13 protein-coding genes, 1 tRNA gene and 1 pseudogene are annotated in these 10,738 nt (G+C 74.5%); 9 read left to right on the forward strand and 6 right to left on the reverse strand.

Annotation, left to right across the window (positions count from 1 at the left end):
* Positions 1-104: 104 nt before the first annotated feature.
* Positions 105-473: a transposase gene (locus tag KDL28_RS39670; RefSeq protein WP_252446642.1), complete on the reverse strand. Its 369-nt coding sequence runs from the start codon at positions 471-473 to the stop codon at positions 105-107.
* A gap of 191 nt (positions 474-664) precedes the next feature.
* Positions 665-746, reverse strand: a tRNA-Tyr gene (locus tag KDL28_RS39675).
* A gap of 80 nt (positions 747-826) precedes the next feature.
* On the opposite strand from KDL28_RS39675, the gene KDL28_RS39680 reads away from it, so the two are divergent.
* Complete coding sequence (locus KDL28_RS39680; protein WP_252446643.1) at positions 827-1,318, forward strand: YajQ family cyclic di-GMP-binding protein; 492 nt, start codon at positions 827-829, stop codon at positions 1,316-1,318.
* Between the two features lie 412 nt (positions 1,319-1,730).
* Positions 1,731-1,964, forward strand: coding sequence for a hypothetical protein (locus KDL28_RS39685; protein WP_252446644.1), 234 nt, complete (start codon positions 1,731-1,733; stop codon positions 1,962-1,964).
* A gap of 89 nt (positions 1,965-2,053) precedes the next feature.
* Here KDL28_RS39685 and KDL28_RS39690 read toward each other — a convergent pair whose 3' ends face one another.
* Both KDL28_RS39690 and KDL28_RS39695 read right to left on the reverse strand, forming a co-directional pair.
* On the reverse strand, positions 2,054-2,767 hold the full coding sequence (locus tag KDL28_RS39690) for an HAD-IA family hydrolase (RefSeq protein ID WP_252446645.1): 714 nt from the start codon (positions 2,765-2,767) through the stop codon (positions 2,054-2,056).
* A gap of 3 nt (positions 2,768-2,770) precedes the next feature.
* On the reverse strand, positions 2,771-3,763 hold the full coding sequence (locus KDL28_RS39695; RefSeq protein WP_252446646.1) for a zinc-binding dehydrogenase: 993 nt from the start codon (positions 3,761-3,763) through the stop codon (positions 2,771-2,773).
* Positions 3,764-3,851: 88 nt separating this feature from the next.
* Between KDL28_RS39695 and KDL28_RS39700 the strand changes: the two genes are divergently transcribed.
* The 3 genes and pseudogenes from KDL28_RS39700 to KDL28_RS39705 all read left to right on the forward strand — a co-directional run bounded on the left by KDL28_RS39700 (position 3,852) and on the right by KDL28_RS39705 (position 4,919).
* Positions 3,852-4,409 carry a hypothetical protein gene (locus tag KDL28_RS39700; protein ID WP_252446647.1) on the forward strand — a complete coding sequence of 186 codons (558 nt, stop codon included), beginning with the start codon at positions 3,852-3,854 and terminating at the stop codon, positions 4,407-4,409.
* A 178-nt stretch (positions 4,410-4,587) separates the two neighbouring features.
* Positions 4,588-4,689, forward strand: a pseudogene (locus KDL28_RS42445) (AMIN-like domain-containing (lipo)protein); the annotation flags it as partial.
* Positions 4,690-4,739: 50 nt separating this feature from the next.
* On the forward strand, positions 4,740-4,919 hold the full coding sequence (locus tag KDL28_RS39705) for a peptidoglycan-binding domain-containing protein (RefSeq protein ID WP_252446648.1): 180 nt from the start codon (positions 4,740-4,742) through the stop codon (positions 4,917-4,919).
* 9 nt (positions 4,920-4,928) lie between these two features.
* Here the strand turns inward: KDL28_RS39705 and KDL28_RS39710 are convergent, their stop codons facing one another.
* Together KDL28_RS39710 and KDL28_RS39715 are read right to left on the reverse strand one after the other, a co-directional pair.
* Positions 4,929-5,354, reverse strand: a complete 426-nt coding sequence (locus KDL28_RS39710) for an SgcJ/EcaC family oxidoreductase (protein ID WP_252446649.1) — start codon at positions 5,352-5,354, stop codon at positions 4,929-4,931.
* 17 nt (positions 5,355-5,371) lie between these two features.
* Positions 5,372-6,412 (reverse strand): AraC family transcriptional regulator, encoded by a 1,041-nt coding sequence (locus KDL28_RS39715; protein WP_252446650.1) that lies wholly within the window; start codon positions 6,410-6,412, stop codon positions 5,372-5,374.
* A gap of 100 nt (positions 6,413-6,512) precedes the next feature.
* Here KDL28_RS39715 and KDL28_RS39720 point away from each other — a divergent pair, with 100 nt between their 5' ends.
* The 4 genes from KDL28_RS39720 to KDL28_RS39735 all read left to right on the forward strand — a co-directional run bounded on the left by KDL28_RS39720 (position 6,513) and on the right by KDL28_RS39735 (position 10,309).
* Positions 6,513-8,051, forward strand: coding sequence for a flavin-containing monooxygenase (locus tag KDL28_RS39720; RefSeq protein WP_252446651.1), 1,539 nt, complete (start codon positions 6,513-6,515; stop codon positions 8,049-8,051).
* Complete coding sequence (locus KDL28_RS39725; protein WP_252446652.1) at positions 8,048-8,932, forward strand: SDR family NAD(P)-dependent oxidoreductase; 885 nt, start codon at positions 8,048-8,050, stop codon at positions 8,930-8,932. Before KDL28_RS39720 ends, KDL28_RS39725 begins: the two co-directional genes overlap by 4 nt.
* A complete protein-coding gene (locus KDL28_RS39730) occupies positions 8,932-9,831 on the forward strand; it encodes an alpha/beta fold hydrolase (RefSeq protein WP_252446653.1) in 900 nt (299 codons plus the stop codon). Before KDL28_RS39725 ends, KDL28_RS39730 begins: the two co-directional genes overlap by 1 nt.
* A 166-nt stretch (positions 9,832-9,997) precedes the next feature.
* Positions 9,998-10,309, forward strand: coding sequence for a hypothetical protein (locus KDL28_RS39735; RefSeq protein ID WP_252446654.1), 312 nt, complete (start codon positions 9,998-10,000; stop codon positions 10,307-10,309).
* The last annotated feature ends 429 nt before the right edge of the window (positions 10,310-10,738 follow it).

Below are 10,738 nucleotides of genomic sequence, written 5' to 3' on the forward strand. Positions count from 1 at the left end.
GCTCGCGCGCGACTCGCACGACATCGTCGCGGAACTCCTGGGGGTAAGGCTTGGGCACGGTGAACATCCTTCCAGCAGTGCCAGTCGGCACCACAGCTCAGATGTCACCTACGAGTGCAGCAGTCCCATGACCGCGAAGCCTTGCCAGGGCTTGCGAACGATGTGGATCGTGGTGCGCAGGAAGCGGGTGGCTGGCCCCCATCGCGGTCCTGCATCGCGGCGCAGACCACGATGGTGAGCAGCAGGCCCAGGGTGTTGGGGACGATGAACCGCTTCCGGCCGTTGATCTTCTTCCCGGCGTCGTAGCAGCGGCTGTCCCGGCCGACGGTGTCGGCGCCTTCCACGGTCTGGGAGTCGACCAGCCCCGCGCTCGGCTCGGGGTTGCGCCCCTCGGCGACCCGGAGTTGTTCACGGACCGCCGCCAGGACCTTCTCGATGCGCCCGCGCAACGTCGTCGTGGTGCCCGGCGGCACACCCAGCGCGGAGGCTCCCCTCAGCCATGAGATCCGGCGGGTTGCGCCGGCTGGAAGGGCCTGCGCAGGACGGGATGGAGACGACGTGGGGCGGGATTCACCGGCTGGCTGAGATCGCCGCGGACGCCGGTCAGACGAGAACGGCCCCCGACCGGCGTCTCCGCTGGTCAGGGGCCGTCTACCCTGGGGTGTGGCAGGTGAAGGATTCGAACCTTCGTAGGCTAAGCCGACGGATTTACAGTCCGCTCCCTTTGGCCACTCGGGCAACCTGCCGGGGTGCGCCGTGGCGCGTGCATGAGGATACGACAGCCGGACAGCGGGTTCCGCGGGGGCCCACCGGCGAGGAGGCAACGATGGCCGACCCGTCCTTCGACGTGGTGAGCAAGGTGGACCGGCAGGAGGTCGACAACGCCCTCAACCAGGCCGCGAAGGAGCTGTCGCAGCGCTTCGACTTCCGGGGGACCGGGACGTCGATCGCCTGGTCGGGCGAGGAGGCGCTGACGATCGAGTCGGAGACCGAGGAGCGGGTGAAGGCCGCGGTCGACGTGTTCAAGGAGAAGCTGATCAAGCGGGGCATCTCGCTCAAGGCGTTCGAGGCGGGCGAGCCCGCCGTGTCGGGCCGGACCTACAAGGTCCAGGGCAAGATCCTGCAGGGCATCGAGTCGGACAAGGCCAAGGAGATCAGCAAGGCCATCCGGGACGAGAAGCTCAAGGGCGTGCAGGCCCAGATCCAGGGCGACCAGCTGCGGGTGTCGGGCAAGAAGAAGGACGACCTGCAGGCGGTGATCGCGCTGCTCAAGGGCAAGGACTTCGGGATCGCGCTGCAGTTCACCAACTACCGCTGACCCCTCGTCCGACCTCGGTCCTCCCCAGCGACGGCCCGTGGGCACCGGTCCGGTACATCCACCGAGCGCGGAGTCGACCAGGGAGCGGCCTGGTCGACCGCGTCCGGTCGGCCGCCTTCACCGCGCCGCCCGATGCGCGACCAGTCACGGTGGATCCGGCGGTCTTGTGCGTCACGCGTCGAGTGCAGACGTGGCCACAGTCGCGGACGGCTGGTGGGCACCTCGACGTGAGCGGCGACCTCCCGTCCGAAGCCATGAGGCCGGCCGAGCGGGGCCTCGTGCCGCCGCTCGACGGCGCCGACGGCGTTCGGGTCCGGGGTAGCCGGAACTGTGGGCGGTTTAGGCTGATCCGTCCCGACGATCTCCCGATCCGCCAGTCCGGCGGTCGTCACCGTCCGATCGAGGAGTTCCCGTGACCGGTCCCACCCCGTCCCCCGAGCCCGCCGCGGTGGACCCCGCCGAGGCCCAGGACGACACCGCGGCCGACATCCCGGCCGAGACCGAGGCCGACGCCGAGGCTCCGCCCGCCAACCGTGCCGAGCGCCGCGCGCGGAAGAGCGGTCGGCCGCCCGCCCACGTCGGCCCGCAGAGCGCCCTGCACGACCACGGCGGCAAGGGCCCGCGCAGCCACACGAAGCGGATCTGAGCCCCGGGCGCCCCGCTGCCGGCACGTCACGGGGGCTGCTGCGCCGGTGGTCGGAGCGGCCACCGAGCGGAGCCGGCCCAGCGGGTCGGTCACGATCTCGTGGCCGCCGCGAACTCCGCCAGGGACCCGTAGTGGTGGTCGGGTTCGGTGATCGTGCCCGGTGACGGGGTGGCGCCGGTGCCCTGCCGGCCTCGGCGGCGCTCGATCCAGCAGGTCGGGATGCCGAGCCGCTTCGCGGTGGCGATGTCGTGGTACTGGCTCTGCGCCACGTGGAGCCAGTCGCCGCGGCCGTAGCCGTGGGCGCTCTGCCTGCCAGCGCAGTAGGCGAACACCTGCGGGTCGGGCTTGTTGACGCCGACGTCCTCCGCGGTGACGGCGTCGTGGAAGGGCTTGCCCAGCGTGGTCGCCATCCGGTCCAGCGCCCAGTTGTCGGCGTTGGTCAGCGCGACCAGCCGGTAGCGCTCGGCGAGGTCGGCCAGCGCCTCGACGGCGTCCGGGAACGCCGGCCAGCTCGGGATCGACTCGCGCAGCGCCGCGGCCTGCTGGTCGCCGACGGGCAGGCCGAGCGGGGCGGCCATCCGGCGGTAGATCGGGTCGAGCATCTGCGTGAACGGCAGCTGCGGGGTCAGGTGCTGCTGGCGGTCCTCCGCGGCCGCGAAGCCCTCCAGGATGCGCCGCTCGTCGAGGTCGACGCCGGAGGTGGCGGCGATGCCGCGGACGCAGGCCACGATCCCCGCCTCGAAGTCGATCAACGTGCCGACCACGTCGAAGCTCAACCAGCGGTAGTCGGCCAGGGTCCTCATCGATCATCTCCGTCTCGCTCGCGGTCGGACCAGCAACAGGGTCTTACCCGTGCTGCGGCGCTCCTGCACCGCGGCATGCGCGTCGGCGGCGCGCTCCAGCGGATAGGTCTGGCCGATGACCGGCCGCAACCGCCCCGCGACCGCCGCCGACATCACCTGCCCGGCCCACCGTCGCATGTGCGGGCCGAAGCCGGAGAGCTGCTCGATCCCGATCACCTCCACGCCACGCCGCCCGGCCTCCGCCGGGTCGATCTCCGTCGCCGGACCGCCGGAGCCGCCGTGCACGGAGAACCGGCCGCCGCGCGCCGCCGTCGCGAACGCGGCCCGGCCGATCTCCCCGCCGACGCCGTCGAAGACGACGTCGGGGCCGGCGCCGCCGGTGGCGCGCAGCAGCTGCCGCGTCCAGTCCGGCTCCGAGTAGTCGACGGCGGCGGCCGCGCCCAGCTCCCGGACCAGGTCGAGCTTCCGCGCGCCCCGCGCCGCGCCGACGACCCGGGCTCCGACCGCGACCGCCAGCTGCACCAGCAGCGTGCCGACCCCACCCGCGGCGGCCTCCACGAGCACCCACTCGCCCGCCCGGATCCGGGCCCCTTCCACCAGGCCCGCCGCCGTGCTGCCGTCGGTGTGCAGGGCGACGGCGCCGGCGAGGTCCAGCCCGTCCGGCACCGGGATGAGGTCGGCGACGGCCGCCAGCGCGCGCTCGGCGAAGCCGCCCTCGTCGCCGGTCTCGGCGAGCACCCGCCGGCCGGACCAGCCCGGATCCACGTCCGGCCCGATCTCCCCGACCCTGCCGGCGACGACGCCGCCCGGGACGTAGGGCAGCTCGGGCGGTGCGTGCCACGGGTCGGTGCCCGCCCGGATCCGGGTCTCGACGAACGTCATGCCGGCCACCGCCACCTCGACGACGACCTGGCCCGATCCGGCCACCGGGTCCGGCGCCTCCCCCACCACCAGCACCTCCGGTCCCCCGAAGCGCGTCACCCGCACCACCCGCATCCCGCTCCTCCGTCCGCTCGCTGCGGGGAGTCTCGGACCTGCAGTCGGGTCGAGGTCAACAGCCGCCCGTCGGTGGGAAGGTGGGCCGATGCGCGTGGGGATCGCACACCACCTCGGCTGGGCCGTGGCGGTGACGGCGACGACCGGGCACCGGGTCGTGGACCGCCGGCGGATCGAGCTGATCGAGCCCGGCGTGCCGGTGGCGCCCGTCGAGCACGAGGTGGAGGGCCTCGCCGACGCCGCGGCGGCCGAGCTCGTGGCCCGGGCGCGGGCTTCGGCGGCCCGGGCGGCGGCGGCAGCGCTCGACGAGCTCGTGGCGGCGGTGCGCGAACCGATCGTCTCCCTGTCGCTGCGGGCGTGGCCGCCGGACTTCCCCGACGACATCGCGACCCTGCGGCGCGCGCCGTACGACGCCCGCGCCGACTCGGTCATGTACCGGCAGGTCCTCGACGACCAGGCCCGCGCCCGCGGCTGGGCCGTCCACCTCTACGCGGCCGGCGACGTCGAGCGGCGGGCGGCCGCGCTCCTCGGCGACCGCGCCGCGGCGGTCCTGCACGGCCCCCGGGACGCGCTCGGACCACCCTGGACGAAGGACCACCGTGCGGCGCTCGCGGCGACGGTGCTGGCCGCGGTCGGGACGCCGTGAACCGGGCCGGGCGCCCGTCCAGCTTCCCCACCGCCGCGTTCCCACCGCCGCTCGACGATCCACATCTGTGGACAACTCCGCGCGGTCTGTGGACAACTCCGTCCGGCCCGGTGGCCGTGGTGCCGGCGCTGACGGCCGTGCGGGTGGGCGGGCACCCTGACCTCGCCGCGCTGCGCGGCTGGCCGCCACCGGCGACTTCGAGGCCGTGGCGTCCTTCGGGATCGGCCTGGCCGCGCGGACGCCGTTCCCGGTGCAGGGCCTCGCCTCGCCGTCGCGGATCGTCGTCGACGCGCGCACGCCCCGCCCGCACCGGCAACCAGCTGCTGCGCCGTGGCGACCTGGCGGTGGCGGCTGCGACTGGCCCTGTCCCGCGACGTCACGGTCGACGAGGACTTCGGCCCGCTCACCGAGACCGCGACCCGGGACTGCCCGGCGGCTCGCGGGCTCACCGTCGACGGGGTCGTCGGTCCGCGCAGCCGCACCGCCGTGGAGCGGTCCCTCGGCCGCTGACCGACGACGTCAGGCGTCGACCACCCCGGTGTTCTGGCAGGCCGTCAGCCACCAGCGGCCGTCCTCCCTGGCCATCACGAACATCGGGGTCCCCTCGCCCTCCTCGGCGGCGCGGCGGCCGTTCGGGCTCGTGTACAGCTGCCGCACCTTGACCGCGGCGACGTCGGGCCGGATGAACAGCACGTGCACCACCTCCAGCGTGCAGACCAGGTCCGTCATCCCGCCGGGGAGGACCTGCGCGGTGAACGCGGCGATCTGGTCGCGGCCCAGCAGCACGCGACCGCCTCCCGTCGTCCAGATCGCGTCCGGGCGGAACAGCGCGACGAACTCGTCGACGAGCTCGTTGCGCTGGACGTGCTCCACGGCGGCGACCACCCGGGCGATGGCGTCCAGGTCGGCGGCGCGGGTGTCCTCGTCGATCTCGATCGTGTCCATGCCCCGACACTGCGCCCTCAACCCGGGTCGAGGTCAACACCCGCGGGCGCGCGGCGCAGTTCCCGCGGCGAGCGGCCGAACCAGCGCCGCGACGCCCGGCTCAGCGCGGACTGCTCCGTCAACCCGACCATCGCCGTGACCTGGCCGAACGGCAGACCGGTCGTGGTGATCAGGTGGTGGGCGAGGTCGCGGCGGACCCCGTCGAGGACGGCCTCGAACGTCGTCGACTCGGCGGCCAGCCTGCGCTGCAGCGTGCGCGGGTGCAGCTGCAGCAGCGAGGCGATGGCCTCGATGCGCACCGGCGACGAGCCCACCGCCTGCCCGAGCAGCACCCGCACCCGGCTGGCGACCGCGTGGTCCGGGGCGCCGAAGTGGCTGGCCAGGTAGTCCAGCGCGATGTCGCGCAGCAGGCGGTCGCCCCCCGGCACGGGGGTGGCGGTGATGCCGCTGGGCACCCGCAGCACCGCGTCGGGCTGGTCGAAGCGGACGTCGGCGCCGAAGAACCCCGTGTAGCGGGCGACCGGCGCCAGCGGCGGGTGCGGCAGGTGCACCGAGCGCAGGCCGTACGCGCCGCCGTGGTGGTCGCCGTGCAGCAGCCGGATGATCCGGTGGAACAGGCCCAGGCCCAGGTCGGCGACCTGCGGGGTCAGCCGGGTGGGGCCGGTGCTCTCATAGCGCAGGCCGATGACGCCGGGACGGCCGTCCGGGTCGGGCACGGGGCTGACGCTCAGCGCGGGGCTGTGCACGAACAGGTACCGGGTGACGCAGTCCAGGGCCTCCCCGACGGTCGGCGAGTTCTCGATCGCGATCGCCAGCGGCCCGAGCACCCCGGCGTCCTGCTGCTCGGCCAACCGCAGACCCAGGTCGGGGCAGGCCAGCTCGGTGGCCGCGACCTCCAGCACGCGCGCCGCCGCGGCGGCCCGCACGACGGCCTCGTCGCTGTCGACCGCGCCCGCCGGGATGCCGAAGCGGGTCAGCAGCCCGGCGCCGTCGCCGCCGAGGCGGTCGACCAGCGGCTCGATGCCCCGGAGGCCGGCGGCCCGCACCATCGGGTCCATGTCGCCCCAGGGTAAAGAAGTGTCGCCGCGAGGCAAGTTCGGCGCCGCGATCACAGGGAAGACTGGGAGCGAGGACGGTCCGGAGCCGAAGGAGCCTGCTGTGACGACCTCTGCGACGACCGCGGCCGCGAGGCCCGGGGACAACGGCGTCGAGCACCTCGACGTGCTGATCGTGGGCGCGGGCCTGTCCGGCGTCGGCGCGGCCTGGCGGCTGCGCCGCGAGCACCCCGGCCGCACCATCGCGATCCTCGAGGCGCGCGACGCCATCGGCGGCACCTGGGACCTGTTCCGCTACCCCGGCGTGCGCTCCGACTCGGACATGTTCACGCTCAGCTACCCGTTCCGGCCCTGGCGCGGCGAGCACTCCATCGCCACCGGGGAGAGCATCCGCGACTACATCCGCGACACGGCCGCCGAGACCGGGATCGAGCGGCTGATCCGCTTCCGCACCCGGGTCGTGGGCGCGTCGTGGTCGTCGGCGGACGCCCGCTGGACCGTGCGGACCGAGGTCGCCGAGGCCGACGGCACCACCAGCTCCCGCACCTGCACCTGCTCCTTCCTGTTCCTGTGCACCGGCTACTACAGCTACGACCACGGTCACCAGCCCGAGTTCCCCGGTCGCGACGACTTCGCCGGGCGCTTCGTGCACCCGCAGTTCTGGCCCGTCGACCTCGACCACAGCGGCAAGCGGGTCGTCGTGATCGGCAGCGGGGCGACCGCGGTGACCCTGGTGCCGGCCATGGCCGAGACCGCCGCGCACGTCACGATGCTGCAGCGCTCGCCGTCCTACGTGGCCGCGCTGCCCGGCGTCGACAAGCTCGCCGACCTGGCCCGCCGCCGGCTGCCGGCCGATCTCGCCCACCGGCTCGTCCGGGCCAAGAACGTCCTGTTCAGCCAGGCCTTCTACCAGCTGGCCCGCCGCCGACCGACGCAGGTGAGGAAGGCGCTGCGCGACCTGGCGCTGCGCTTCCTCGACCCGACCGCGGTCGACGAGCACTTCACCCCGGCCTACGACCCCTGGGACCAGCGGTTGTGCCTGGCCCCCGACGGCGACTTCTACCGCGCGATCGCCGACGCCAAGGCGACGGTGGTGACCGAGCGGATCGACCGGTTCGTCGAGTCCGGCATCCGGCTGGCCTCCGGCAAGGTCCTCGAGGCCGACATCATCGTCTCCGCGACCGGGCTGGACATGCTGGCCTTCGGCGGCGTGGAGCTGACGGTCGACGGCCGCCACGTCGACCCCGGCGCCACGGTCGCGTACCGCGGCCTGATGCTGGGCGACGTGCCCAACCTCGCCTTCAGCATCGGCTACGTGAACGCCTCCTGGACCCTGCGCTCGGACCTGGCGGCCCGCTACGTGTGCCGGCTGCTCGGCCACATGGACCGGCGCGGCTGGGCGGTGGCCACCCCCACCCCGAAGGACGTCGGCCGGCAACGCCCGCTGCTCGACCTGACCTCGGGCTACGCGCTGCGCGGCGCGGGCCGCTTCCCCAAGCAGGGCGAGCGCGGACCGTGGACGGTGCGCAGCAACTACCCGGCCGAACTGCTCAGCCTCCCCCGTGCCGACCTGCGCCGGGACATGACCTTCGCGCCGCGGGCGACCGCCCGCCGCGCCCAGCCCGCGGAGGTGACGGCATGAGCCGGCAGCCCTACCGGTTCGCCGGACGCACGGCCGTGCTCACCGGGGCAGCCAGCGGCATCGGCGAGCAGCTCGCCCACGGCCTGGCCGTGCGCGGCAGCGACCTCGTGCTGCTCGACCGCGACGGCACCCGCCTCGACCAGGTGGTCGAGCGGATCCGCGCCGCGCACCCCGGCGTCGCCGTGCAGGCCGTCATCGTCGACCTGGCCGACCGGGACGCCACCGTCGCCGCGGCCGAGCGCATCGCCGCCGAGCACCCCCGGATCGGGCTGCTCATCAACAACGCCGGCGTCGCGCTCGGCGGCCTCTTCGAGCAGATGACCGTCGACGAGTTCGAGTGGGTCATGGACGTCAACTTCCGGGCCCCGCTGCTGCTGACCCACCACCTCCTCCCGTCGCTGCTGGCCGAACCGGGCAGCCACCTGGTGAACCTGTCGAGCCTGTTCGGGCTGATCGCCCCCGGCGGCCAGACCGCGTACGCGGCCAGCAAGTTCGCGCTGCGCGGGCTCAGCCAGGCGCTGCGGGCCGAGCTCGGCGTGCACGGCACCGGGGTGACGACGGTGCACCCCGGCGGGATCCGCACCCGGATCGCGGAGAGCGCGCGGATGGCCGCGGGAGCCCCCAGCACCGAGCTCGAACAGGGCCGGGAGAGCTTCGCGAAGCTGCTCGACTACCCGCCGGAGAAGGCCGCCGAGGAGATCCTGCGCGGCGTCGAGCGGCGCAAGGCCCGCGTGCTGATCACCCCCGAGGCCCGGGTGCTGGACGCGCTGGCCCGACTGCTGCCCGCCGGGCACATCGCGCTGCTGGCCGCGGTGACCAACCGGGGGCGCGCCACGCCCGAGCGCGGACGCGCCGCCCCGAGCGCCCCGGAGCGCTCCTGATGGTCGGGACCCGGTTCGTCTCCGTCGGCGAGGCGCGCATCCACGTCCGCGAGAGCGGCGAACCCGGGCTGCTGCCGAGCGCGGTGGCGCTGCACGGCATCGGGCGCACCCTGCAGGACTGGGAACCGCAGCACGACCGCATCGGCGTCGGCCGCCGGATGATCAGCATGGACCTGCCCGGCTTCGGGTTCTCCGACCGGCTGCCCGGCCCCACGACCCTGCCGAGCCTCGCCGACGGCGTGCTGGCCACCCTCGACGCGCTCGGCGAGACCGGACCGGTGCACCTGCTGGGCAACTCGCTGGGCGGGGCCGTGGCGCTGCGGATGCTGGCCTGCCGACCGGCGAGCGTCCGCAGCCTGGTGCTGGTCAACAGCGCGGGATTCGGCCGGGAGGTGACGATCGGGCTGCGGCTGCTGGCGGTGCCCGGCCTGGGCAAGGTGCTGCTGCGCCCCAGCCGCGGCTCGACGCGGCGCGCCGAGCAGGCGCTCTTCGGCGACCCCGCGTTCGCCACCGAGGAGCGCGTGGACCACTCCCTGGCGGTGGCGAACCGGCCCGGGACCACGGCCACGTTCCTGGAGGCCGGGCGGGAGCTGGGCACCCTCCGGGGGGTGCGGGCGGGCTGGCGCACGACCCTGCTGGACGAGGTGGCCGCGCACCCGCGCCCGACCCTGATCCTCTGGGGCGATCGCGACCGTGTGCTGCCCCCGCACCACCTGCGGGCGGCGCGGGCCCTGCTGCCGCACGCGCAGACCCACGTCTACGGCGGGGTGGGGCACATGCCGCAGATCGAGCGGGCCGACGAGGTGGCCCGGCTCGTCGGCGCGTTCCTGGCCCGCCACGACAGCGACGACGCCGCCCAGCGCACACCGGAGCCCCGCCCGCACTCGCGCTCCGCCTAGTGATGACCTCTGCACTCACTGTCATGGGGCGACGGTAGCCACGACCCCCGACAAGAACCGTGCGCTCGGCCACGCCCCGAACCGGACGGTGACGGGTTCCCGTCGCGTCCACGCCCTGGACACCGGGCCGTCCCCACGCGGGCCGCGCACCGCTAGCCTCGGCGAGATGGACAGCCAGTCGGACGCGCTGCAGGTCGAGCGGGACGCCTACCTGGCGCTGTCCGAGGCCTCGCTCGACGCCACCCTCGACGCCAAGCTCGTGCGCGACCGGCCCGACGAGTACCGCGCCGCACTCGGCCGCATGATCGAGCTGCAGACCGCCACCCTCGCCGCGCACGACAAGTTCGTCCGCCGGGCTGAGGAGCTGGACCTCGACCGGGAGGTGGTGGCGTCGTTGCGGGAGGGGCGGGTCGACCTGGCCATCCTGCTGCAGCGCACGATCGCGCAGCTCGACCGGCTGGATGCCGCCGACCAGTAGCCGGCGCTGGGACGAGAGTGGCTCTCAACCCGCCTGGCGGGACGAATGCCACTCTCGTCCCGCCTCGCCGAACGAAAGTCGCTCTCGTCCCGCCGATGTGGCGCGCCGGCGCCGCGCGGCGGGGCGGCGGGGTGAGCGCCGAAGGCGCGAGCCCCGGGTGGGCGCGAAGCGCCCACACCCCTCCCGAGGCCCCTGCCGTGACGTCGGCGCGCTCAGCGTGCACGCCCGGAAGGCCCCCGCACCCTCTGATGCCAGCCGCAGCGTGCTCGATGCCAGGCGTGCGGAGGTTTTTCCGGGCGTGCCCCTGGGCGGGTCGACGTGACGGCAGGGGCCGCACCCCTGCTCGATCCGAGGTCGCCCGCCGCGCAGGCGCCGCCTTTCCCGGGTCCGGAGCTGGGCGCGTCGCCCAGGACAGTCACTGTTCAGGGC

This window comes from Pseudonocardia humida (assembly GCF_023898865.1).
Taxonomy (GTDB): Bacteria; Actinomycetota; Actinomycetes; order Mycobacteriales; family Pseudonocardiaceae; genus Pseudonocardia; species Pseudonocardia humida.

Coding starts and splice junctions, on each gene's coding strand:
- KDL28_RS39680 (WP_252446643.1), top strand. CDS start 827: ATGGCCGACCCGTCCTTCGACGTGGTGAGCAAGGTGGACCGGCAGGAG.
- KDL28_RS39690 (WP_252446645.1), bottom strand. CDS start 2,767: ATGAGGACCCTGGCCGACTACCGCTGGTTGAGCTTCGACGTGGTCGGC.
- KDL28_RS39695 (WP_252446646.1), bottom strand. CDS start 3,763: ATGCGGGTGGTGCGGGTGACGCGCTTCGGGGGACCGGAGGTGCTGGTG.
- KDL28_RS39700 (WP_252446647.1), top strand. CDS start 3,852: ATGCGCGTGGGGATCGCACACCACCTCGGCTGGGCCGTGGCGGTGACG.
- KDL28_RS39710 (WP_252446649.1), bottom strand. CDS start 5,354: ATGGACACGATCGAGATCGACGAGGACACCCGCGCCGCCGACCTGGAC.
- KDL28_RS39715 (WP_252446650.1), bottom strand. CDS start 6,412: ATGGACCCGATGGTGCGGGCCGCCGGCCTCCGGGGCATCGAGCCGCTG.
- KDL28_RS39725 (WP_252446652.1), top strand. CDS start 8,048: ATGAGCCGGCAGCCCTACCGGTTCGCCGGACGCACGGCCGTGCTCACC.
- KDL28_RS39730 (WP_252446653.1), top strand. CDS start 8,932: ATGGTCGGGACCCGGTTCGTCTCCGTCGGCGAGGCGCGCATCCACGTC.
- KDL28_RS39735 (WP_252446654.1), top strand. CDS start 9,998: ATGGACAGCCAGTCGGACGCGCTGCAGGTCGAGCGGGACGCCTACCTG.